27 protein-coding genes, 2 tRNA genes and 1 pseudogene are annotated in these 21,047 nt (G+C 49.2%); 7 read left to right on the forward strand and 23 right to left on the reverse strand.

The genetic code is table 11. The features are described 5' to 3' along the window. Window positions 1-4: 4 nt before the first annotated feature. Window positions 5-739, reverse strand: coding sequence for a PhzF family phenazine biosynthesis protein (locus tag JVX88_RS15430; RefSeq protein ID WP_263975544.1), 735 nt, complete (start codon window positions 737-739; stop codon window positions 5-7). Here JVX88_RS15430 and JVX88_RS15435 point away from each other — a divergent pair. Beyond that, on the forward strand, window positions 738-1,310 hold the full coding sequence (locus JVX88_RS15435; protein ID WP_211628189.1) for a WD40 repeat domain-containing protein: 573 nt from the start codon (window positions 738-740) through the stop codon (window positions 1,308-1,310). The genes JVX88_RS15430 and JVX88_RS15435 overlap by 2 nt on opposite strands. A 46-nt stretch (window positions 1,311-1,356) precedes the next feature. Here JVX88_RS15435 and JVX88_RS15440 read toward each other — a convergent pair whose 3' ends face one another. Continuing rightward, window positions 1,357-1,605 (reverse strand): hypothetical protein, encoded by a 249-nt coding sequence (locus JVX88_RS15440; RefSeq protein ID WP_211628190.1) that lies wholly within the window; start codon window positions 1,603-1,605, stop codon window positions 1,357-1,359. A gap of 302 nt (window positions 1,606-1,907) precedes the next feature. Here JVX88_RS15440 and JVX88_RS15445 point away from each other — a divergent pair, with 302 nt between their 5' ends. After that, window positions 1,908-2,822, forward strand: coding sequence for a transposase (locus JVX88_RS15445; RefSeq protein WP_225931423.1), 915 nt, complete (start codon window positions 1,908-1,910; stop codon window positions 2,820-2,822). A gap of 216 nt (window positions 2,823-3,038) precedes the next feature. Here JVX88_RS15445 and JVX88_RS15450 read toward each other — a convergent pair whose 3' ends face one another. The 7 genes from JVX88_RS15450 to JVX88_RS15480 all read right to left on the reverse strand — a co-directional run bounded on the left by JVX88_RS15450 (window position 3,039) and on the right by JVX88_RS15480 (window position 7,336). Then, window positions 3,039-3,920: an aspartoacylase gene (locus tag JVX88_RS15450; protein WP_211628191.1), complete on the reverse strand. Its 882-nt coding sequence runs from the start codon at window positions 3,918-3,920 to the stop codon at window positions 3,039-3,041. Window positions 3,921-4,039: 119 nt separating this feature from the next. After that, a complete protein-coding gene (locus JVX88_RS15455) occupies window positions 4,040-4,750 on the reverse strand; it encodes a S8 family serine peptidase (protein WP_211628192.1) in 711 nt (236 codons plus the stop codon). Between the two features lie 175 nt (window positions 4,751-4,925). Continuing rightward, window positions 4,926-5,001: transfer RNA gene (locus JVX88_RS15460), tRNA-His, on the reverse strand. 61 nt (window positions 5,002-5,062) lie between these two features. Next, window positions 5,063-5,136, reverse strand: a tRNA-Arg gene (locus tag JVX88_RS15465). Window positions 5,137-5,285: 149 nt separating this feature from the next. Beyond that, on the reverse strand, window positions 5,286-5,963 hold the full coding sequence (cmk, locus tag JVX88_RS15470) for a (d)CMP kinase (protein WP_211628193.1): 678 nt from the start codon (window positions 5,961-5,963) through the stop codon (window positions 5,286-5,288). Between the two features lie 60 nt (window positions 5,964-6,023). After that, on the reverse strand, window positions 6,024-6,371 hold the full coding sequence (locus tag JVX88_RS15475; RefSeq protein ID WP_211628194.1) for an MmcQ/YjbR family DNA-binding protein: 348 nt from the start codon (window positions 6,369-6,371) through the stop codon (window positions 6,024-6,026). 68 nt (window positions 6,372-6,439) lie between these two features. Beyond that, window positions 6,440-7,336: a threonine aldolase family protein gene (locus tag JVX88_RS15480; RefSeq protein WP_211628195.1), complete on the reverse strand. Its 897-nt coding sequence runs from the start codon at window positions 7,334-7,336 to the stop codon at window positions 6,440-6,442. On the opposite strand from JVX88_RS15480, the gene JVX88_RS15485 reads away from it, so the two are divergent. Continuing rightward, window positions 7,315-7,473: a S16 family serine protease gene (locus tag JVX88_RS15485; protein WP_211628196.1), complete on the forward strand. Its 159-nt coding sequence runs from the start codon at window positions 7,315-7,317 to the stop codon at window positions 7,471-7,473. The genes JVX88_RS15480 and JVX88_RS15485 overlap by 22 nt on opposite strands. 76 nt (window positions 7,474-7,549) lie before the next feature. On the opposite strand, the gene JVX88_RS15490 is transcribed toward JVX88_RS15485, so the two are convergent. Continuing rightward, entirely contained in the window at window positions 7,550-10,069 is a 2,520-nt protein-coding gene (locus tag JVX88_RS15490; protein ID WP_211628197.1) for an LPS-assembly protein LptD, read from the reverse strand. A 100-nt stretch (window positions 10,070-10,169) separates the two neighbouring features. Here JVX88_RS15490 and JVX88_RS15495 point away from each other — a divergent pair, with 100 nt between their 5' ends. Beyond that, window positions 10,170-10,754, forward strand: coding sequence for a sigma-54-dependent transcriptional regulator (locus JVX88_RS15495; RefSeq protein WP_211628198.1), 585 nt, complete (start codon window positions 10,170-10,172; stop codon window positions 10,752-10,754). Here JVX88_RS15495 and JVX88_RS15500 read toward each other — a convergent pair. The 8 genes from JVX88_RS15500 to JVX88_RS15535 all read right to left on the reverse strand — a co-directional run bounded on the left by JVX88_RS15500 (window position 10,712) and on the right by JVX88_RS15535 (window position 14,334). Continuing rightward, window positions 10,712-11,077 carry a clan AA aspartic protease gene (locus JVX88_RS15500; protein WP_211628199.1) on the reverse strand — a complete coding sequence of 122 codons (366 nt, stop codon included), beginning with the start codon at window positions 11,075-11,077 and terminating at the stop codon, window positions 10,712-10,714. The genes JVX88_RS15495 and JVX88_RS15500 overlap by 43 nt on opposite strands. After that, the gene (locus JVX88_RS15505; RefSeq protein WP_211628200.1) at window positions 11,055-11,345 is read right to left on the reverse strand and encodes a hypothetical protein; all 291 of its coding nucleotides are present in this window, start codon (window positions 11,343-11,345) and stop codon (window positions 11,055-11,057) included. The genes JVX88_RS15500 and JVX88_RS15505 overlap by 23 nt, the downstream gene beginning before the upstream one ends. 386 nt (window positions 11,346-11,731) lie before the next feature. Beyond that, on the reverse strand, window positions 11,732-12,046 hold the full coding sequence (locus JVX88_RS15510; RefSeq protein ID WP_211628201.1) for a hypothetical protein: 315 nt from the start codon (window positions 12,044-12,046) through the stop codon (window positions 11,732-11,734). Between the two features lie 175 nt (window positions 12,047-12,221). Further along, window positions 12,222-12,629 (reverse strand): hypothetical protein, encoded by a 408-nt coding sequence (locus tag JVX88_RS15515; RefSeq protein ID WP_211628202.1) that lies wholly within the window; start codon window positions 12,627-12,629, stop codon window positions 12,222-12,224. 3 nt (window positions 12,630-12,632) lie between these two features. Beyond that, a complete protein-coding gene (locus JVX88_RS15520; RefSeq protein ID WP_211628203.1) occupies window positions 12,633-12,848 on the reverse strand; it encodes a hypothetical protein in 216 nt (71 codons plus the stop codon). A gap of 106 nt (window positions 12,849-12,954) precedes the next feature. Then, entirely contained in the window at window positions 12,955-13,467 is a 513-nt protein-coding gene (locus JVX88_RS15525) for a DUF4145 domain-containing protein (RefSeq protein WP_211628204.1), read from the reverse strand. Continuing rightward, window positions 13,460-13,840 carry a hypothetical protein gene (locus tag JVX88_RS15530; RefSeq protein ID WP_211628205.1) on the reverse strand — a complete coding sequence of 127 codons (381 nt, stop codon included), beginning with the start codon at window positions 13,838-13,840 and terminating at the stop codon, window positions 13,460-13,462. The genes JVX88_RS15525 and JVX88_RS15530 overlap by 8 nt, the downstream gene beginning before the upstream one ends. Further along, window positions 13,828-14,334, reverse strand: a complete 507-nt coding sequence (locus tag JVX88_RS15535; RefSeq protein ID WP_211628206.1) for a hypothetical protein — start codon at window positions 14,332-14,334, stop codon at window positions 13,828-13,830. The genes JVX88_RS15530 and JVX88_RS15535 overlap by 13 nt, the downstream gene beginning before the upstream one ends. Before the next feature lie 497 nt (window positions 14,335-14,831). Here JVX88_RS15535 and JVX88_RS15540 point away from each other — a divergent pair, with 497 nt between their 5' ends. The 3 genes from JVX88_RS15540 to JVX88_RS15550 all read left to right on the forward strand — a co-directional run bounded on the left by JVX88_RS15540 (window position 14,832) and on the right by JVX88_RS15550 (window position 16,216). Next, entirely contained in the window at window positions 14,832-15,176 is a 345-nt protein-coding gene (locus JVX88_RS15540; protein ID WP_211628207.1) for a DUF2493 domain-containing protein, read from the forward strand. Between the two features lie 122 nt (window positions 15,177-15,298). Continuing rightward, window positions 15,299-15,709 (forward strand): single-stranded DNA-binding protein, encoded by a 411-nt coding sequence (locus JVX88_RS15545; RefSeq protein ID WP_211628208.1) that lies wholly within the window; start codon window positions 15,299-15,301, stop codon window positions 15,707-15,709. 12 nt (window positions 15,710-15,721) lie between these two features. Continuing rightward, window positions 15,722-16,216, forward strand: coding sequence for a hypothetical protein (locus JVX88_RS15550; protein ID WP_211628209.1), 495 nt, complete (start codon window positions 15,722-15,724; stop codon window positions 16,214-16,216). An 807-nt stretch (window positions 16,217-17,023) separates the two neighbouring features. Here JVX88_RS15550 and JVX88_RS15555 read toward each other — a convergent pair. From JVX88_RS15555 to JVX88_RS40700, 5 genes and pseudogenes are all read right to left on the reverse strand, one after another. Next, on the reverse strand, window positions 17,024-18,925 hold the full coding sequence (locus tag JVX88_RS15555; protein WP_211628210.1) for a M14 family zinc carboxypeptidase: 1,902 nt from the start codon (window positions 18,923-18,925) through the stop codon (window positions 17,024-17,026). Between the two features lie 202 nt (window positions 18,926-19,127). Then, a complete protein-coding gene (locus JVX88_RS40690; RefSeq protein ID WP_263975545.1) occupies window positions 19,128-19,253 on the reverse strand; it encodes a hypothetical protein in 126 nt (41 codons plus the stop codon). Between the two features lie 16 nt (window positions 19,254-19,269). Beyond that, window positions 19,270-19,692 (reverse strand): hypothetical protein, encoded by a 423-nt coding sequence (locus tag JVX88_RS15560; protein ID WP_211628211.1) that lies wholly within the window; start codon window positions 19,690-19,692, stop codon window positions 19,270-19,272. 438 nt (window positions 19,693-20,130) lie between these two features. After that, window positions 20,131-20,397: a hypothetical protein gene (locus tag JVX88_RS40695; protein ID WP_263975592.1), complete on the reverse strand. Its 267-nt coding sequence runs from the start codon at window positions 20,395-20,397 to the stop codon at window positions 20,131-20,133. Continuing rightward, a pseudogene (locus JVX88_RS40700) lies at window positions 20,389-20,778 on the reverse strand (serine--tRNA ligase); the annotation flags it as partial. The pseudogene JVX88_RS40700 and the gene JVX88_RS40695, both read right to left, overlap by 9 nt. Between the last annotated feature and the right edge of the window lie 269 nt (window positions 20,779-21,047).

A 21,047-nucleotide genomic window follows, 5' to 3' on the forward strand; every position in this document is an offset into this window, starting at 1 on the left:
GGACTTAAATTCGAACTGCCTGACCCGTAACCACAATTCCCCCTTGCTCAGGAATCGTGACGATTAGTCGACTGGGGCGACCCATCGCTTCTCCCTGGCGAATCAAGATTGTGGTTGGCCCTTTGATTAGTTTAGCCTCTCGCAAATAGCCGCCAAGGGCCGCTGCTGCCGCACCCGTAGCTGGGTCTTCCACCACTCCGCCAACTGGAAACGGATTGCGCGCATGGAAAACTGTAGGACTCTCACGCCACACTATCTGTAGGGTAGTGAGATCCTCACGCAGCATCAGCGCCTTGAGGGTGGCAAAATCATAGTCTAGATTGGCTAAGCGGTTGGCATCAGCTATCGCTAACACTAAATGCCATGCCCCGGCGTAGGCTTTAGCGGGAGGAATTGATCGGTCCAAGTCGGGATGTTGCCACTTCAAAGCGGCAAGCACCTCAGTCACAAGCGCATCCGATGCGAGGCTAAAGGTTGGTTCCACCGAAGTCAGCGATGCCTCATAGTAACCGTCTCGTTGGCAGACGTTCACAGATACTGTTCCCACGGCTGTGGCCAAGCGATAGATGCCCTCACCCTGGTTTTCACCCAGCACGGCTCCAGTTGCAATCGTGGCGTGGCCGCAAAAAGAGACTTCTGCTTCTGGGCTATAGTAACGAACGATGCGATCCAGGCCGCTAGCAGGGGCAACAAAGGCCGTTTCTGAGAAGCCGACCTCAGCAGCAATGCGTTGCATCATGTCAGGTTCTGAGGATAAGACCGTCCGCATCTGGAATCTGAACACCAATCAGAGCCGGGTCCTCTCCGAGCATATCGATACAGTTTACTCGGTGGCGCTGAGTCCAGATGGTCGCACGATCGCTAGCGCTAGTGCCGATAAAACAATTCGGCTATGGGATGCCAAGACCGGCGAACTGCTGCGCACCTTGGGTGAACCGGGCGGGCATCGTGATGTGGTCAGTGCGGTGGCCTTTAGTCCCGATGGTCAAATGCTGGTGAGCGCAGGTTGGGATGGATTTGTCAAGCTCTGGAATACTTCAACTGGACAGTTGCTACAAACCTTTGAAGGCCATACTGATCGTGTGGTTACGGTAGCCTTTATCGACCCACAAATGATTGCTAGCGCTGGCTTCGACCGTACCGTCAAAATTTGGTCTACTGCAGGTGGCCATACCACCCAGACCATCTCGGCCCACAGCGATCAGGTGCTTGCCTTAGCTAGTGTTGCCAAACGTCCTCCGAACGGTGCGGGACACCAACAGACTCTTGCCAGCAGCAGCAGCGATACCACCATCAAGATCTGGCGCTGATGCAGTTGTTCTCATTTGGCAATTTTAGATTTTTCAAACTTGTACATTAGCTCACATGGCGTAATAGCGCTGCTAACTGTTGTAGTTCCGCTTGCATAGCCTCAGGACTCTCCACCTGAATTCCTTGAACCTTCAGGCGAGTAATCATCCGCTGAAGCTGAGTTAGCGTGGGCGGGCTACAGGGTTTGCCCAATCCAATTCGCTGCTGTAGGCGATCGGCACGGTACACCAGCCAATAGACAGCCAACAGTTGACAGGCGCGGTCTAGGTCGCTGCGATTGAGTTTGCTAGACAACAAACGGTACACTCGCTGAGCAGATGCCTGATTCAGAATTGCCCAATCGGTAGAGAAGCGGTTTACTGATAATTTAGTGGGGCTAGGGGGATTGCTAGGGGGGACATGTTTGAGTTTTGAGTTTTGAGTTTTGGTGGTGCAGCCTGCGCGGAGCGCATATGCTATCCATTCATTAGGATAGTGATGGAGTGGTTTTTGCAAGGTTTCAGTACAAAATTTGTCCCAATAAGAATAGACTTAATCGGAAATAATATAATTCTAGGAAGTCAAGGGGTTTCTTGCTCGAAGAGAGACTAGTTGCCATGTTGAACTACGGTGCCATTGCTAACAAACCTCATGTATTTCAAAGTTTGACTGGCCTCAAAATCGAGGAATTTCAACAACTGCTGCCTCGCTTTGAGCAAGCCTGGAACGAATACGTTGAGAATCACCACATTCAAGGCAAAATTAGACAAAGACGCTATGGAGGAGGGCGCAAAAGCCAACTGGAGAGCAGAGAAGACAAACTGCTGTTTGTTTTGGTGTACTTCCGTCTTTATCCCACTCAAGCAGTGCAAGGCTTCCTGTTTGGCCTTGGACAACCGCAAGCGCATGAATGGGTGCATAAACTGAGTGCGGTGCTCAATGCTGCCTTGGGCTACGAAAAACAACTGCCCGAACGAGAACCGCATCGGCTCGAAGCAGTGTTGCGGCAGTATCCGAGTCTGGAGTTCATCATCGACGGCACTGAGCGTCGGATCAATCGCCCTAAAGATAAAGATGACCAGAACCAGTACTACAGTGGCAAGCAGAAGGGGCATACGGTCAAAAACAATGTGATTAGCCATCGTCGAGGTAAAGTCGTATTTTTGAGTGACACCTACGAGGGCAAGAAGCATGACAAAGCCATTTGTGATGAAGAGGACTACCAGTTTCCCCCAAAGAGTAAGCTGTGGAAAGATACAGGATTTCAAGGATATGAACCAAAGGGAGTAACAACGCTTCAACCGAAGAAGAAACCGCGAAACGGAGCACTAACCGAGGCAGAGAAACAACGAAATCGAGCAATATCAAGCGAGCGAGTAGAGATTGAGCATCAGATTGGTGGCATCAAGCGCTGCAAGATTGTGGTGGACAAGTTTAGGAATCGAACAGCCCATTATGTGGATGATGTGATGGAAACAGCGTGTGGATTGCATAACTTTCGTCTGACCTATCGCCAGTTGGCAACAGCTTAGGTTGAAATCAAGCAAAATCCTCCGCTCTTCCTTCAACGGCTCTTATTTCCGATTAAGTCTATTCTCTTTAGCTAGCTTTCGGCTAAAGGGGAGAACAGCATTAGGGTCATCAAGAGAAAATTGTTGAACCCGTCGGTATACTTCTTCAAATTGCGATTTATTCATTGTTTACTTCTCACTCTACGGTGTCTCTTTGCTGTCTCAAGCCTTTTTAATTCAAACAATGACCTGTGCTTTCTTGGTCAAGCACATAGCAATCCCTTTTTCGTAGTAGGCGGCCTCATTGATAAACACTGGATAAACCACTGATGTGCCGCTATAGTTTATGGTTTCTCCTTCAAACGTTAAAAACATTGCATCACCTGGATGAAGCGCTTCATAATCTTTAAATTGAAGCTGCGGATGAATCATAGCCTGAATCTCTCCATGCTCATTTCTGGGATAGTCGATCGCCTCTAGGTAACGGTATAGCGTCAGCGAACGGTCCGGAAGCGTAACTTCGTTGCGGTTGTACTGTTCTAGGTAATCCAAAATAATATGAATTAGAGTCTCAGTTTTCTGAAACAAATCTGCATTTAGAACATTTTGGGCAACCGGACCTATCTCAAGGCAAAAGCCAAACTTAGCGAGCGATCGCAGCGCATCCTGCTCTCGCCCAGAGCAACTCGTGCTGTAAATTTTGACCGATGAATGGATCTGCTGAAGGTAGGTGGCTAGCTGTAGAGTGAATGCGTTTTCTTCATCGATAATCAACGTCAAACCCGAATTGCTAGTCGTACTGTGCATATCTAGAATCACATCTACGGGAGCACTGCTGTCAGAACCGAGCATCTGACTTATTTCTTTCGCTCGTCGATCCTCATAGTTAGCTAGGGCTTGATTTTGGAGGCGATCGCGCTCGAAGCTTCGATTCAAATCTCGATCAATGTAGCGCAGTCCAGCCGCAACGGCTTGAGGATTTGCTAAAAGCACCTGAGTAGAAAAGCTAGAGCGCCGCACATGATCGGGACACAACTTAAATTTTTTGATCAACTGCACCCCGGTCCTTTCATTTCCGTGGGTTCCTCCTACAATTGCGACTCGCTTGACTGTACTCATATAAACAGACGGGCTACTTACCAGCAGATTGACGGCTTCAGTAATTATCAAACCACAACCCAGTATTGTATAATCATCATAATCATCAAAATAATATGACTAATGTGTCATGACCCTCTTTAATTGTAGGCGTTTATCAGCATTGCGGAGGTGGTGTCGTTCGCTGCTTGGCTGAATATCTTTATCGCCATCAGCCGCACATTCCAGTTAACGCCAACAACACCGAGAGCATTATTGCCCACGGCTCCGATAGTTCCGCCGACGTGCGTGCCGTGGCCGTGTTCGTCCGTAGGATCGCTGTCGTTATATCGGAAATCCCATCCGTGAACGTCATCGATAAAGCCGTTGCCGTCATCGTCAACGCCGTTGTTTGGTATCTCGCCGCTATTGGTCCAGATGTTCGCCGCAAGGTCTTCGTGTGTCAGACGCATACCGGTATCGATATTCGCAACGACCACGTTCGGGCTTCCGGTAGTTATGTCCCAAGCGGCCGGAGCGGAGATCATCGGCAATCCCCACATACCCACAGTTCCCCATTGCGGATCGTTCGGGACGACCTGCAACCGATAGAAGAAGTTCGGCTGAACGTGTAAAACGCCGTCAAGTGTTCTGAACTCTGCGATCGCGGCCTCAACCTCCTTTCCGCCATGAAGTCGGACGCGAAGCCAATCTGTCCCGCGCAATTCCTCAACGATCTCCGCCGCCAATGCAGCAAAGCTTCGCACCGCCGAAGCCCGTGCATCAGGCGAGATCTTTACGAGCACCTCATCGCGCACAAATATCTCTTGCTTTTCCGAGCCGGCCGCTTGCAAAGGCAGAACGAATGCCATAGCGACAACAACAAAAATTAGAATTCTGACAGTATCCGACCTCATAAAGCGAATAAATCCAGTATTTATATATGCGGCGAGCCGATCGGGACAAAAATTGTTCCAGATAGTATAAACTTTTTCTTATGCGGAAGGATAGGCTTTTCGGGAAATGGTAGGAAGGCAATTCAATTTCTGGGGCGGCTAGTGGGATTCGAACCCACGACATCCAGAACCACAATCTGGCGTTCTAACCCCTGAACTATAGCCGCCATGGCAATTTTGCGTCTCGGAGCGAGGACCTTTCCCGACCCCGGTTCCGATTTCGATATTCGCCCCCGGCAGGATTCGAACCTGCGACCTACGGCTTAGAAGGCCGGTGCTCTATCCAGCTGAGCTACGGGAGCATAACAAAGAGCAAACGAAATGTTACCGATTGAAGGCAGCTTAGTCAAACAATTTCCATAGGTAGGATGCCGCGAGGGACGTGATTCCCAATATAATGAGCCCCAAATGAAATAGAAGGACAAACATCACTTCCTGTTCAAATGTAAACTTAAGCCGCCGCACCCTTCTTTTCACGAACTTTTGACATCATTTGTTCAAAAACTTCAGTCAGATCAAGATCTGAGGTATCGATAACTTCAGCTTCATCAGAAATGGTCAGTGGCGAATCGCTGCGTGAAACGTCACGCTGGTCGCGTTCATTGATCTCGGCAAGAGTTTTCTCGTAGGTTGAGATGTGGCCTTTTGCCTTATCCTCTTCATAACGGCGACGCGCCCGTGCCTCCGGCTTGGCGGTGAGAAAGAATTTTACGTCTGCATTGGGAAAGACAACGCTACCGATGTCACGACCTTCGAGAACGCAGCCGTTAGGCGAGCTTTCACCGATCGACCGCTGAAGTTCGACCATTCGGCGGCGGACATCAGAGATCGTCGAAACGACCGAAGCTGCCTGTGCAACCTTGAGCGTCCGTATCTCGGACGAAACATCCTCGCCATCTAGCAAGACGCGAAGTGCGTCAGGCTCGCCCTCGAGCGCGATCTCCGCGCCTTGCACGATCCGGCTGACTGCCCTCGCATCGTCGAGTGAGACATTTTGCCTGATCGCAGCGAGTGCACCGGCCCGATACATCGCACCGGTGTCGAGATAAAGAAGGCCAAGCTCCTTTGCGAGCATCTTGCCGAGCGTCGATTTTCCGGCGCCCGAAGGCCCGTCGATAGCGATTATCATCTTTTGCAATAGATCCGCCTCAGTTTATTCTTGACCATAGAAACCAATAATGCAGAGATTCTAGCGGAATCCTCGCCTTATCTTTGGCGGTAGTTTATCAAAAACCATTTGGTAAGACTCCCCGATCAGCTGTTTCAGAACCTCGGCAGATAATGCATCCGGCCTTTGAATTGCCACCCAGTGATAGCGAGCAACGTACGGGGCCGGGATAATACCGTCTATTTCGATAAGCTCAGCAAATCTTTCCGGCGTGCATTTGAAAGAAAACTGACGAGGAGCCAAGGTCTCGAGACCGGTAACGCAATACATCTTTCCTCCAACGCAAAAGCAGAGGTCCTTTCCCCACTTCACGTCTTCGGTCGTATAAGGAAGCGAGAGGCAGAATTTCCTAAGTTCATCTATTTCCATCTGAGCCAAGCTTCTCTTAGTCTAATTGCTAATCATCCGAAACCACATCGATCTCAGAATTTCGAGCATCAACTAAGAATTTCCCTAAGCCGGTCGATCGCTGTCTCGATATCTGATCCAGATACATCGCAATGAGTTACCATTCGTATCGCCGGCCCGAAGGGAATTGCTAGAATGCTTTTTTCTTTCAATCGCGCACAAATGTCAGCAGAGGTCTTGCCAGTTCCGGTAACGTCGAATAGTACTATGTTCGTCACCACCCGTTCGACATCTATCTTGATACCGCGGATCTCTGCGAGGCCTTTGGCAAGCCGGCGTGCATTTGCGTGGTCTTCGTGTAGCCGCTTTGGTGACTCTTCAAGCGCAACTAAGCCAGCGGCGGCAAGTATCCCTGCTTGCCGCATCCCGCCGCCGAAACGCTTACGCCAGACGCGCGCCTCTTTTATAAAGTCTCGAGAGCCTATTAGCATTGAACCGACCGGTGCGCCGAGAGCTTTTGATAAACAGAACTGTACGGAATCGCAATTTCGAGCGAGTTCGGCGACGGGCGTATCTAACGCAACAGAGGCGTTAAATATGCGAGCACCGTCCAAATGGACAGGGATGCCTTTCGAATGCGATCTTTCGCAGATATCGGCACAATGTTCGGCGGTCATCACACTGCCGCCTGCGAAATTGTGGGTATTTTCAAGGCATATCAAACCTGTCGGACACGAATAATACGGCTGATCGATATGAAGCACGGGTTCGATCTCTTCCCATTTCAGATGCCCGCTGCCGTCCGCACTTTTTACTGTGCGGAACATCACGCCCGAAGCGACCGCCGGCGTTCCCATCTCGTAATTGTATATGTGTCCGCGTTCTTCGATGATCACCTCATCGCCGGGACGCGTGTGGAGCTTAACGGCGATCTGATTGCCCATCGAACCCGTAGGGACAAAAAGTGCGGCCTCTCTTTCCGGCACAAAATCGCCGCGACGTTGACGACCTTTCTACTGAAGTAACCCGTGGAATGAAGTTCTATTTTGTTGAACACATCTCCGAGGTGCTTGCGATCGCATTGCGTTCGGCAAACTCGAAGAGCAAGGCAGCAAAGAACTGAAAGTTTGAAGATCTTTATGTGGCAACAGACTGGCTGCCCAAAACATCCCGGAGAACGCGTTTCGTGCAGGGGGAATTTATCGAATTCCCTGTCCAAATTGTTCGGTCCCAAAGCTCCCGATGCCGTTCAAGCGGAATGAGAAAACGAAGCGGTTCTCGTTTCTTGCTCCAACGTTGAATGAATAGTACTGAAGCGCGAGCGAACAGCAGTCATAGGCGTAGCCCAGCGTATAAAGCGAGCTTATAAGCGGCGATAGCTTGGTTGCACGTCGATTCTCGAAATCAAAGAAAACAGAAGCTCCTCCGTAAAGACCACGATCCCGATCGCCGAGGAATACTGACGGACTCCACTGCGAACCTCGAAGGGTTCCCGCTTCCTTACCCCGCTCATCCGCATATTGTTGTAATGTCGGTACAAGCGTAACTGCCCGGGTGTAATAGAACGTCTGAAAAAGCTTTATAAGCGGCCGGTCGTAACCGATGGTCGCAGTTACGGCACGGAGCCCGTCGCCCTGAAATCCGACATCGGCCCGTGTATTGACAAATATAGTACGCTGCGGACGATACGTCATATCTATATTGAGCGGCGAGAAACGCCTTGGTACGCCGCCAAACGTGTAGAATGACAGGGCAGTCATCGGGGCGATCTGATTCCGCTGCCCCGGAACAAGAGCTCCACCAAATCGTTTATCGAAGAAATACTTGCCACGCACTGTCAAATTGAATATCTCATATGGTTGAACGGTAAGCTCTGATGTACGGGCTGATTCTTGCCCCTCGCCGCTTTGAGCTGAGAGCTTGGAGCGTGCTTCGTCAGTAACTGCCTCGGCATAACGCCTGGTGTAGATCCGATTCATCAATCCGAATTCGATCTCGTTCGTATCCGTTACAGTATCCGCTGCGTCAAAACGGATAATACGTCGGAAGTCCTTTATTCCTGTGATATATCGGTAAGTGGCATACGGTTCGATAACGTGACGAAATCGAAAAGAATTATTTGAGCCGTAATAATTCCTCGCTAACGCAACGGGACGAACGTCTAGCTCAAATTCGCCGTATTTTCGGATCAGCGAAGTTCCAACGACCTGCCGCATATCGTTAAACGAATTTGAGTAATACGTGATCCGCCCACCCGCCGCCGCAGTTACATTAAAGTATTTGCCGCTTAAGGGAAGTATCAACTGCGGTTGAAAATCAAGCCTCTGCCCGATCGCTGGCGATACAACCGGTTCGCTTCCGGTCTGCTGAAAATACAAAGCCGCATTGTCGGCCCTCTCTCTTCTTGATACACCCTCAACGCTCGCTCTGAAAGTAAAATAAACAGGACGCAGGAAGGAGAGCATGGTGGGGCGTTTATCGAAATTGACGCTCGGTAGATTTCGGGTTTTTATGGTCACGTTTGGAATAGTTATAGTTTGCGACCGCGCCAGAAGATTCAGTGTAAAACTATCCCAGCTTTTTGTAACGAAAGCCTGCGAAACCTCGATCGGAGAGATTATTTGCTGAATGCCGTCAGAGAATACCTGCCTGAAGGCGAGGTTCGAAGTTATCCTTACGTCGGCCGCTGCAGTAAATCCATTAGGAAAGAAATGGACACCATCAGCATAGACCATCGTCCCGCCTTGGTCAGGGTAGTCAGGACTCGCTTTCTTTCCAAGTATTCTGTCCTCGACGGCATAAAAACCAAAGTTAAAAAACGAACGTGAATTGGCCCGCGAGCGAAAATCGAGTCCATAGCCGATGCCGCGGGATGTATAAAGATCGCCGCGGAATGTTACATCCGCAGAACGGCCTAGAGTTTGATAGTAAGCCCCCGATAATCTGAGGCCTTTGTTGCGGGAATAACCGACGGTCGGCGTCAAAAAGCCGCTTGCGCGATCTTGTTGCTTTATAGGTATCGAAGCGAATGGCAATGCGACAATAGGGACATCCTTTACACGGAATTTCGCACCTTTTAGGCGTACACGGTCGTTCGCCTTCACCCTCGCCTCGTCCGCCGTGAACGACCACTTGGGCACTGCTTCGTCACACGCAGTGAACTTGCCTTTTGTGATGACTACCTCATCCAACGAGACCCGTTCAACACGTTCCGCAATGAAATAGATCACCGTCCCATCATCGGTCTGGTTTGTGAAACCCGTTGAATCCTCAAACACCCCAAGCTTCGTGCGCAGATTCCAAACGCCGCGTGCCCCTGTGATCCGCTGATCATCTCCCTGATCGAATACCACACTGCCTTCGGCCTCCATTCGATCTTCAGCTTCGTAAAGCGTGATCTTGTCTGCCTGCAGCCGATAAATTCCATACCTGGCATCAACATTATCTAAATAAACTATGACGCGCTTCCCTTCCTCGCCTTCGGCTGTTACTGAGCCTGAATAGATCACAAGCTCGCCGTCGCCGCCTTCGGGTTCGAATGTGGGCCGCGCTGGCTTGGGCGGCCGGATAGTTTGCTCAGCAGATACCGGATCAATATTCGGAGTATCGGTTATCGGATTGGCGACCTGGCGATCGACCGGATTTGTTTGTTGTGCAATGACGCGTTGTTGGCAGAGTAGTACCGCGACAAAGACTATGAGAAAGGAAACAACGCGCATTGAACCACCAAAGCTATGGATTCGATGCTATCACGAATCCAAGTCAACATTAAAGCCTTATGCTACACTGATTTATCAGACCAGTTCGAAAACCATTTTGATGAAAAGGCGGATTCTTATAGCTGAGGATGAAGAATTGATGCGGGCGATACTTCGCCGCCTGTTCGAAGGTGAAGGTTTCGAGGTTTCAGCGGCAGACAGCGCAGAAAACGCGATAAAAGCCCTCGCCGAACAGAGCTTCGATGTTGTGATAACCGATATCAAAATGGCCGGGATGACCGGGATCGATCTATTGGATCGGATCAAAACTCTTGATGAATACGCAATGGTGATAATCATCACGGCTTTTTCGTCCGTGGAAACTGCCGTCGCTGCATTACGCAAAGGAGCATATGATTATGTAACCAAACCTTTCGTTAACGAAGAGCTCCTGCAAACGGTCAATAACGCATTAACGCAACGCCAATTATTCCTAGAAAATAGATCGCTGCGCCGCGAGCTAGACCGACATTTCAATGTTTCTGAGTTCGTCGGAGAAAGCGAAGATAAGCGGCGGCAGATAACCTTTGCATCACAACCAGGATCTTTCGTCCGTCCGCTTCATCGACTTGTTAGCCTGCGTTGCTACCTACCGACTAACCCCTACAACTCATCGATCGTCACCAACCCACCCTCTGTAAACTGAATCACCAATTCTTGCTCATCCAGCAGAGCAGTTCCAATCAAAGGTCGTCGCCCTGTAGCAAATACACGAACATCCCGTTCGGCTCCATCCCAAAAAATTGTTGCTTGATGGACGGGCAAGACGACCGAACTGTTATCCGCTAGGTTTGCGGGCAAATTGTATAAAAACGGAAGCCTTAGCAAGTTTACTGCTTCTGGCGGTAAGCAAAGGTGATCCGTAAAGCCTGTGTCGATGACAAACTCAATCGGGAAAGTTGAGCCATTCGCCAAGAGAAATGTCAACGAGACGATCGCATGTCTATCAGTTACCGTACCGGAAATCACTGCTCACCCGCTCCATTACACCGCCAAAAGAAGCCGCCACATTGTAGCCGATGCGGATACCAAAGAGTCTTGCATACAGAGACTTCGCCTGAAGGTTTTTAGCGGCTTGTAGCCCAGTTTCATCGACTTCATAGTCACCTGTCTCAATATTGATGATGACCATTTTGCCAATGTTTTTCTCTGTCTCAACCTTTTGACGAATTCCGCTCTCGTAGATTTGGTAGGCACGTTTCGCTACCTCTTCGCCGCTTAACAAGATCGCTTGCATAGGTTGGCTCCCGATCGCTACGCTGCTTCTTTAGACTTCTCCATAGTATCTTACAAACTCAACAGGGTGGGCAACACCCACCCTACTTGCTAATCATTGCGAGCTTTGTCAATAATGTGCGTCGTAGTTATGACCACAATTTCCACACACCTGATCACTCCCCTGGTAAGCTTGGCAAGAACATTTTGAACACTGCCCGTATTTGCATACTACCCAAGCGTTCTCTTGCGAACCCAGCAGTAAACGTTGAACGTCAGTGTTAATACTCAGTCTAGACAAACGCGAGGTTGAACGATGATATTGTACTTTTCCGTCTTGAGTTACTGTTGACATGGTATGCGTCTCCTACCAATAGTTGCAGTTTAGAGCTTCTGTAGTAGAAGCTACTAGTGTTCGTCTAAAATTCTCTCTTGAGGATGTTGACAGACCGAGCAGATCCACTTGTTTGATACATCTTTATTCAAAGAAAGTTTGCTAGCACCATTGATGACGGTCATCAATAGCCCAGATGTACCTATGCTTAACCTTTTAAGCCACTGAGGATAAGAATTCCACAGACCAGATCTGACATCTTCGGGGTGCTTCTTAAAATAATCATCCATCACATCTGCGAATCCCTGCCCGTCAGTCCAACTGAGTTTTACGTGTTCTGTCACTTTTTTGCAGTCACTACAAAACAGATTCTTGGATGATGTTGACATGTCAATAGCTCCTTGCACATTTGCATATTTTCAGTCGCTTCATGTGAAAACCAAATAGTTGCTTCAGAGCCAACTGAAGCAGGCTAACGGTTCGCTTCACCCGCCGCAAACACCCTCTTGAACTTAACGAAAAGACTTGAAACGGTCGGGTGCAAGCGGATTGTTAGCTGGCTGGCTACGGCGATTTCGGTTTGACTTCAAACTCCATTTTGGAGCGGTAGAAGCAAACATCAAATTCAAGAAAGAAATTCGTCTGCCCCAGAATCAAAGGCATATTTGGACGCTTCACCCATGCAAAGAGTAATTCAGTTGGTGGAAATTCTCCAATTCGGGCGATCGCTGCGAAGGGCATCGCTGGCTGATTGCTGAGATTGCCCGCTAATTGAATGATGGCTCTGCGATCGTCCCAAATTTCTCCTAACTCCAATCCAAATTCGTAAGGTAAGACATTCACCGTGGCTCCGCTATCCACTAAACCAACCGCTTGAATCCTCTGATTCTCTCGATGCAGCAATAATGGAAGTCTTGGTAGGCTATCAAACTCATTTTGGGCTGAACTGTTGGTTGAGTAGTTAAATCGCATACATTACTGCTGATCTGCATCTAATCGGTTGAAAGCATCCATTAAAGCCGCTCCTGCTCCAAAGCAGTTGTAGGGAGTGGGTAGCTCATAGGTCTTGAAGGGTTCTAAAGGCGCAATGTCTTCGGTCATCTCTAAATCCTCAGCTAAAATTCGGATCAGCTTTAGTTTTTCCAATGCAGAAAGTTTCCGTGCGGCAGGAAGCACTTCCGAGAACGACATATCACATGACCCTTTTTACTAAGATTTCACGTTCCCATTTTACTCGATCCAGCATCGCTCAGAATTTAGACCATATCGTCATATCGATGTGCCCCAAAGTTGGAAGTCATTTTAATCCTGCCAAATAAATCAACTCTTGCACAACAACTCTAAGATCGGATGCAATTTTCTCTATGTCACTTCGATGTGCAACAAAGCGGCGGCTGTGTGCTGAACGATCACCTACATCTTTAAGTTTAGGAAGGGCTTGTTTTGTGTTTCTACCCAAATTCCAAGCAGGTTCATTTAGGGTAGCGGTTATTAGATCTCTTAAGAAAAGGAAGTCCCCATTGTTCTGAATTTTGTTAGCAATTCCATGTTTCTCAAAAGCTTCTATGATAAGTGTTTCAACAAGTCGCCGTATCATTACAGCACAAGCATCATACCATCCATGCTCGTACGCACCATTAATTTGATAAGCGATCTTCTCTATATATCCTCTAGTATTTCTTACTAAAGAGTGTGCTAGAACTTGTTCGCTTTCAGGTAGTAAACCCTCTTCAGGTGGTTGGCTGCGTCGAGGAATTTCTTGTTGGATCGTTTTAGCCATGCTCAAGGCAAACTTTGCTAAATCATTCATTACTAGAATGCTGATAGAGGTGCTTAGATATGCTTTCAAAAATTTTGTCTATCTGTTCAAACGAGGCATCAGAAGAAATGTGGATCTGAAGATCGATGTGTAGAGATGGGCTACTAAAAGAGCTTGTTGGTCTTGTAAATTCTTGGCTCTGAGTGATAGGTTTATTTTCTCTTGGAGGGGAAGCACTATCGTCATTATCTACAGGTGAAGTTGTTGCAGAGATAGAAACCGTATTACTCGAAGGTGCAGACGCTTTAAGGTCTATGTAGTTTGCGCCTGCTACCTGCTTGAGCAGTTGTGCTTGTTGTGCATTTTCTCTCAAAATTTTTACAGCACTCAGCGATCGCTCTCTTGGAAGTCCTAAATGTGCCAAAACGTTTCCAGCGATGTTGTCATCAGGAAACTTCGAGTGGTTGCGAAAAGGGCCTCCCGCTGAGGTTCCGTCAAGTAAAAGGTCCGGTTCGGTTCGTAAGAGAGCAGAAATTCCTGATCATAGCCGACCGGGGTTCGTTCCGCGACATCTTGGGATACGTACTCCAGGAGGGCCCTCGACTCCGGGGAAAGTTCCATTTTGGTAAAGGGAATACCCTCCTCCCCGGACGATTCCTTGGTTTTCTCAGGTGCGAAATTCTCTGTTGTTTCGCCCCTTTGCTCGAAGAGAACGTAGCTACGGGCAGGCCCACGGCCTTGCGCGATTATCAGCCTACGATCTTCCAGTGAGCGCAGGGCCCGGCGAATCGCTCTACGTTCTGTTTCGTTGAGTTCGGCTATTCCTCTTGCTTTCGCGATCGAGCGAACGCTGACCTCCGAGACGTCGTTCAGCAATCTCAAAATAAAATCCTCGATCTCAACCTTCTTTGTCGGCACACTTCTCCTTTTGATAGATAGAATCCATTTTCGTCTGTCCTATCCGAGCCTTTCCAGAATATTATACATCGAATCCGCCTCAAGAACAACGCTATTGGGACAGAAACTGTCCCTATCGAGTAATAAAGGGACAAACTCCGTCCGTATTAGATCTGGTGGGACAATATCTGTCCCAGTACAAATTCGATCGCTGACATCAGTGTCTTAAACCATTAACCCGTGCCCGTTGTTCGCGGAACCGTTACGTTGGGCTGCGACAATATCACTTGTCGGCTCAGAGCTTCCCTCCTTAAGTCCATCCAGCTCTCTTCTTCATTGTTCTGCACGTTTTAACCCGGGATCGAGTGAACGGCTCGCTTCGCTCTCACCAATTCCATATTAAATCAACCCGTTGATACTCGAACAAGACCGAAAAACAAAGCTGCCGACACGCCACGAATCGACGGCTCTTGCAAGGTGTCGTTTCGGATCAAGATCGATAGAAGAAGGAGAAATGTATGAAAGTTTTGATTTGCGGCAGCCGTGGCATCAACGATCCGGCTGTGGTCGCTCAAGCGGTGGAGAAGAGCGGAATAAAGCCGACGCACATAGTTTCGGGCGGAGCACGCGGGGTCGATACCCTTGCACGATCTTATGCTCAATCCAGAGGCATCGAGTTCACGGAATATGTTGCGGACTGGGACAGATACGGAAAACGAGCGGGATTCATGCGGAACTGTGTAATGGTTGGTGTGGCAGATGCAGTAATCGCAGTCTGGGACGGCGAAAGCCCGGGCACAAGGCATTCGATCGATTACGCGACTTCGCAGGAGAAACAGGTCTTTGTATTAAGACCTGAATAAACAGGGCGGTTGGCATATAGCAGCCCGAAGCTTGCTCACACCGGTGACAGGCAGGGATGGTTTGGGCGTCGAATCGGCGCCCAAAGAACTTCAAACAAACGAATTTAAAGGAGAACAGAACAATGGCAGCAAATATTTCGATCATCGGAAATCTCGGAAAGGCACCGGAAACAAAGATCAGCGACAACGGAACGCTGATGGCCAGCTTTTCGATAGCCTCGAACACTTTCAGAAACACTTCGGAAGGCAAGGAGCAGAAAACGGACTGGTTCCGTGTTATCGCTTTTGGCAAGCAGGCGGAGACGCTTGCACGATACGTCAAAAAGGGTACGGGTCTGGCAGTTCAGGGGCGGCTCTCGTTTAATCCCTGGCTTGACCGCAACGGCGATCCGCAGGCCGGAGCGGATATCATCCTCCAGGAGTTTCAGTTCCTTCCGGGCGGACGACGCGATGACGCCGGAGACATCGGAGCGGTTTCTGAATATGTACCTGAGGGAGTGCAGGAGATCGCACAGCAGGCAGCGGCTTATTGATCCCTCTCATCAATGAGCCATCAACGGCCCTTCACCAACGGTCCGTCGCACTTGAGCGATGGGATGATCTCATCCTCAATGTGCGGCGGTCCGTCCTCTCAAGCCGGACATATGAGATACAAGGTCATAAGAATGCGGTTCATCACCCGCGATTATGTTCGTGCGAACCGTAACAAGCTGTTCCTCTTTGGCGACAATCTGGAGCAACGCGGATTTGGCGGGCAGGCGGCGGCGATGCGTGGTGAGCCGAACGCCATCGGGATCCCGACAAAAAGGAGTCCTAGCTATGCAGAGGCTGCGTTCTTTACCGATAACGAGTTCGAGCAAAACAAGGCCGCGATCGATCTTGCTTTCGCAAGGATTGCCAAGGCGGTCTCGAATTCGACCCGAGTAATCGTTATACCCTCGGACGGACTCGGAACCGGCCGTGCCGAGTTGGCCAAACGGGCACCCCGTACATTTGCGTATCTGCAAAGCCGGCTTACGGAGCTTTCCGATCTCTCATAACCGAGAACCTTTCCTCTGATCCCACTTGTCTCATTTGTAACTTGAGAGGGATTTTTAAGCCTGAAACGAGTGATTTTCTTAACCTGGGCACGGGAAGCGCTGCCCATAATCACGCGTTTCTCCGGTTCGAAAGGGCCGGTCAAAAAGAGAGGGATAAATGGCTGTACAACTTAATATCGAACAACTTAGAAACTTCGCACCGCAGAGTCCTATACTGGCGTTCTCGCCGATCGATACGGGTTCTCCGATGCAGGACTGGTGCGCACATCTCGGACGAAATCCGCTCCGGCGTAGAGAGCTTGAAGAGTTTGCGATACTTGGCGATGTTGTTGTCAGGATCGCGGATGAACTCGAAACGGAACCGCTTGACCGGGTAAAGATCATGTCGCTCGAATACGCGATGCGGGTGCTTGGCGACGAATGCGATGCCCGCGAGTTTGTTCGCTGCGTAAAAGCGATCGCAAGCCCCGATGCCGGACAACTCGAATTCGGACAGATAGCTGCATACTACTATGGCGAGATCCGCCGGCGCGGAACGGCGGAAGTCCTCAATGAGATGGGGCTGTTGGGTATGGAGATGACGGCAGTAACGAGTACGATCGCAGACCGTGAGATATCAGTAGAGGAGTTACGCACTGTAGAGCAGAGACTGACGGTTGCCGACCAGCGCAGGGTTCAGGAAGCCGCAAAGAACCGCCGGCCGCTACCGCCGCGAACACCGAACTTTGACGATGAAATGGCTGCTGTCCTACTCCGTGTCGGGCGGCAAAAGGCCAGCAGGGTGATCAACGATGACTTTGCCGCTTTTTATCTAGAAGACGGTGACAAATCGATCGAGGATATGGATCGCGATTTTCTTACTTTCGAGAACCTCGAGCAATATGACGAGAACGGCATCGTGGGGCTAACGATGAATGGATTCCTCCCCGCTGCGTTTAATTGACGGGTCGCAACATTCACTCGGTGTCCCCCCTGAAGCAACCGTATGATCATCGGGCCTGTGGAATCGGTCTCATAGGGGATTATGTATGCAACAGAAGCACGTCCGCTTACCGAACCGCGTTTCGCCTGGGCGATATACGCGTCAGTAACCGGTGAACCCGGCGGCGTTCCCGTATCGCTTGTCCAGTAAGCATCTAGTCCGAAGGCAAGAGGCAGCGACCAAGCGGTAATGTCGTAAAATCCGTAATCTTCTTTTGGCTGGCCTTTACCGCGCATCTGATTACGACGGAAACGAGCCATATTGTCGTCAACAAATGCTTTATCTTGCGGCGTATCCTGTTCCATTATCGTTTTGATAAAGAGTCGCTGCGGTTGGTTAAGATCAATGATGTATGAACCGGCGGGAAAGCTGCGCGATGCAGGCTTCGCATTCTTTTCCATGTAGGTTCGTGCTGTCGCTGACGTGAATGGTTGAGACGCGACGTTCACTTCAACCTTTGACCTGCGCAGTATTTCCACTAGCTCTGCTGCTTTCACGCGGTCTCTGTCCGGCGTGATGATTATTCTCTTTAGTTCCGCGCGTGCATGATCCGCAAGAGCCTTGACACGAAATGCGTAGTAATCCTTTAGACGACCTTCGCGATTCGCGGCAGTTGTTTCGAGCGTTGTCATCGATGCGACATAGTGCTTCGCGATCGAGGAACGAAGCGTCACAATGGTCCCGTCATCGCGGGTCCAGCGAAGCCCTTTGAATCCGCCTCCGTCCGTTTCATAGGTCATTGCGATCGCTCCGTTAAGAGCCGGATACATATCCCAATAGCCGGGATAGAAGGCATCAAAAACATCACGAACGTAATATTCCCAGCGGTTTGCATCAAAGGCTCGAGCATTCGCCCGACCAAAAATATCCTGCCACCGATTCGTTTCCGGCTGCGGCAAGTTCGGATTTATTGGAAGGGCAACGGGCGGAAAGAAGAATTGCGATGTTTGTCCGTGATGGTCAACGGCAACCTGAGGGTTCCACTCCAAATAAGCGGCTTGCATATTCCGCGATTCTTTTTGCGTAAGTGCAAGCGTGTCCCGATTTAGGTCAAAGCGATAACGATTATATCTTCCAAAAATGCTCCAAGGCTCCCGGTGCTCGTAAGACATCCGGTGGGGATCGCCCATTGCTACGGAGTTATACCAGGTGACGAATCGCTCGTGACCGTCAGGGTTTTCACCTGTGAGGATAAGCGTGACCGTATTTTTTAAGATCTCTTGTGTGGCCGGTTCATCGGATGCCGCAAGCTGGTACATTACCTGCATAAAGGCCTCGAACGAGGAGGATTCGTTTCCGTGGATGGTGTAAGCCATCCACGCTATGGCGGGTGTCGAGGCCGCGATCGAATTTGCTTCCGATTGCGGCGTTCGCGGATCAGACAAACGGGCGATATTTGCGCGTATCTGATCTATTCGCGAGATATTCTCAGGCGACGAGATCGCGACGAGATACTGCATACGGTTCTCGTTGGTAGTGCCGATCTCGTAGATCTTTACCCGATCAGGCGCAGAACGCTGGATGGCGTTCATGACCTGTTCCATCTGCGCATAGGTTGTGTGCTGTTCGCCGACATCGTAACGGAGAATGCTCTGCGGCCTTGGAACGTTCTCGCGATACGGCCCGCGAGTGTAAAAGTCAAACTTTGGCTCGGGTTCTTGGGCATAGGAGAATATTCCAAAGAATATTAGTGCGATTATTGTAAAGAGAATGTGCTCTGCTTTCATTATTGAGTTCCAGTCTGTGGAATTGATGAAAAACTTTCTCTAAATCTTAATCTTACAAGGCTTAAACGTAAAATCACTCCTAATGTTTTGGATTTTGGCGTCTGATTACATAATCCTTAAGGTAAGAATATTGCGTGCTAAGGAACAGAAAGCTGGTTAAGATTATCCTTGACCCGCTCCTTTGTGTTGGGTTGATTGACGTTTACTTGCCCTCTTCCTTTAAGTCGTTGACCGTAACCCCTTCAGCACTGAGTTCAGCGACTATCTGGCGATAGTTCCGGTCACCTAATTTAACTACCGCAAAGTCATTTTCTGTTTGTATTACCATCCAATGTTTTTCTTCTTTACGAAGAGGAACGGTATCGCACAATGAATCCAACCAATAAGGCAGTCGCGATAGCGCCGCCGCCAGAAAACATCGGTTTCTTGGCATATGAATAGTCAACGTTCTTTATTTCGCTATAGGCAAATTCCTTCGATGATCCCTTGTAATTTTGTTTGTCTGGCTCCAACCTGACCGTTGAATCCCCAAAAGTGATCTCAGCGTCTGTCTCCACGGATTTTTTACCTTCAGTTACGACAAGTTCAACGGCATAGACCGACGAAGCTGCGCTAACGCAACCGGCGTTGATGTAATGATCAATCCTGTTATAAGCAGACAAGCGATAATTTTCATAATGTTCGTGTCCTTTTGAGATATTGATTCGATATCGTTGGATCAGGTCTGGATACCCAAGCCCAAAGTCTTCTATTAAAGTTTCCTCCAAGACCGCTTTACGACTTCGAGCTTTCGTGAGGCGCATTAAATCATTAAATCTAAGCCAAATTTAGTGATAATGGCTTTTCTAAAACATACCCACCTGATTTGAATACAAAGCAAATATTCACTCTGATCCGATGTGTAGAGTTTCTCCGCGGATCAATGCTTGCATCTAGCCACATATCATAATCACCGTCATTCATTGAGAAGCGATCAAGTGACCTCAAAATGTGTTTAGCAAGATCATCCGCGAGCGAGGCTAGGGAAGTTGTCTCGCCGGCGGGGAGCACGGCTTCAAATCGGCGGTCGAATATGCGACAAAAGTATCGATGAGCGATCCACGAGCCTGAACATCACCAACTATGTTATTCCTGATACCGGGTCAAATTGAGCGAGGGTGTTAGAGTGCTTGAAAGTGTAATAATGGTACGGACGGCGCAGGTTCTCATCTGTTAATCGCAAGTATCTCATCGAACGCCGAACGATTGCCGATCCTACGCCGCGTCAATTCATCGAGCATTTCATCAGTCGAGTAAAACTTCATTCGTTTCGCAATAAGCGTCAGGATCTTTTGATTAGCATAAGGGAGTCTCGTTGTCCGTCCGACCGTAAGGCGAAGGGCGTGATCCAATGATGACAGAAACTTATAACCGGCTTTTAACTCCGTGAATTGATGTTCAGAGATCGATCCGCCAGCGGCTAACCGTTTGATTTCAACGTTTTCTTCCTCGTCTTTGCCGAGAGGCGTGGTTTCGCTGGGTAAGTTGGGAATCGTCAGCATCAGCGCTTCCAACTGCGCCTTCAACTCCTTCTCCTGCGGCTCTAGTTCGCTCAACTGCGCCTTCACCTGGTTGCCCTCGTCCCGTAATGCCTGAATTTCCGGGTCATCTTTTCCGCCCGATTTGATTTTTTGACCCACCAACTTGCCGATCTCGTTGCTGCGGGCTTGGAGCTGGGAGCGATTCACCTCTAGCTGCCGCTGCTGTTGATCGAGTTGCAGAATTTGCTGAATCGGTTCGCTATAGTCGCTGCGGCGGTTCAAACGGGCAAGGAACTGGTCTGGATTTTCCCGGAGTTGTTTAAGGTCAATCACGGTAGTTTTCTCTGACTGAATTTGCTGAATCGTACTGAATCTAATTTACTGATTTACTTGGCTAGAGTTCCGAGTTACCAATCGGACTGCCAATACATCAGGATAACCTTTCTTGTGAAATTTGCTGAGCAGGTAGGCGTTCGTTCCTATAGCTCAGGATTGCTATAAACTTGCTTTTCTGGAAGCCACTTAAGTAAGGTTAGCTAGGTAAAGCCAAGGATAAAACAAACCAAAACTCAGCACTTTTTAAGAGCATGAGCTAGTGAGAC

The organism is Leptolyngbya sp. 7M (assembly GCF_018128485.1).

What these genes read in the sequence shown, in the direction of transcription:
- JVX88_RS15435 (WP_211628189.1), top strand. Translation starts at nt 738, where the DNA reads ATGTCAGGTTCTGAGGATAAGACCGTCCGCATCTGGAATCTGAACACC.
- JVX88_RS15430 (WP_263975544.1), bottom strand. Translation starts at nt 739, where the DNA reads ATGATGCAACGCATTGCTGCTGAGGTCGGCTTCTCAGAAACGGCCTTT.
- JVX88_RS15445 (WP_225931423.1), top strand. Translation starts at nt 1,908, where the DNA reads ATGTTGAACTACGGTGCCATTGCTAACAAACCTCATGTATTTCAAAGT.
- JVX88_RS15450 (WP_211628191.1), bottom strand. Translation starts at nt 3,920, where the DNA reads ATGAGTACAGTCAAGCGAGTCGCAATTGTAGGAGGAACCCACGGAAAT.
- JVX88_RS15455 (WP_211628192.1), bottom strand. Translation starts at nt 4,750, where the DNA reads ATGGCATTCGTTCTGCCTTTGCAAGCGGCCGGCTCGGAAAAGCAAGAG.
- cmk (WP_211628193.1), bottom strand. Translation starts at nt 5,963, where the DNA reads ATGATAATCGCTATCGACGGGCCTTCGGGCGCCGGAAAATCGACGCTC.
- JVX88_RS15475 (WP_211628194.1), bottom strand. Translation starts at nt 6,371, where the DNA reads ATGGAAATAGATGAACTTAGGAAATTCTGCCTCTCGCTTCCTTATACG.
- JVX88_RS15490 (WP_211628197.1), bottom strand. Translation starts at nt 10,069, where the DNA reads ATGCGCGTTGTTTCCTTTCTCATAGTCTTTGTCGCGGTACTACTCTGC.
- JVX88_RS15495 (WP_211628198.1), top strand. Translation starts at nt 10,170, where the DNA reads ATGAAAAGGCGGATTCTTATAGCTGAGGATGAAGAATTGATGCGGGCG.
- JVX88_RS15505 (WP_211628200.1), bottom strand. Translation starts at nt 11,345, where the DNA reads ATGCAAGCGATCTTGTTAAGCGGCGAAGAGGTAGCGAAACGTGCCTAC.
- JVX88_RS15510 (WP_211628201.1), bottom strand. Translation starts at nt 12,046, where the DNA reads ATGTCAACATCATCCAAGAATCTGTTTTGTAGTGACTGCAAAAAAGTG.
- JVX88_RS15515 (WP_211628202.1), bottom strand. Translation starts at nt 12,629, where the DNA reads ATGCGATTTAACTACTCAACCAACAGTTCAGCCCAAAATGAGTTTGAT.
- JVX88_RS15520 (WP_211628203.1), bottom strand. Translation starts at nt 12,848, where the DNA reads ATGTCGTTCTCGGAAGTGCTTCCTGCCGCACGGAAACTTTCTGCATTG.
- JVX88_RS15525 (WP_211628204.1), bottom strand. Translation starts at nt 13,467, where the DNA reads ATGAATGATTTAGCAAAGTTTGCCTTGAGCATGGCTAAAACGATCCAA.
- JVX88_RS15540 (WP_211628207.1), top strand. Translation starts at nt 14,832, where the DNA reads ATGAAAGTTTTGATTTGCGGCAGCCGTGGCATCAACGATCCGGCTGTG.
- JVX88_RS15545 (WP_211628208.1), top strand. Translation starts at nt 15,299, where the DNA reads ATGGCAGCAAATATTTCGATCATCGGAAATCTCGGAAAGGCACCGGAA.
- JVX88_RS15550 (WP_211628209.1), top strand. Translation starts at nt 15,722, where the DNA reads ATGAGCCATCAACGGCCCTTCACCAACGGTCCGTCGCACTTGAGCGAT.
- JVX88_RS15555 (WP_211628210.1), bottom strand. Translation starts at nt 18,925, where the DNA reads ATGAAAGCAGAGCACATTCTCTTTACAATAATCGCACTAATATTCTTT.
- JVX88_RS40690 (WP_263975545.1), bottom strand. Translation starts at nt 19,253, where the DNA reads ATGGTAATACAAACAGAAAATGACTTTGCGGTAGTTAAATTAGGTGAC.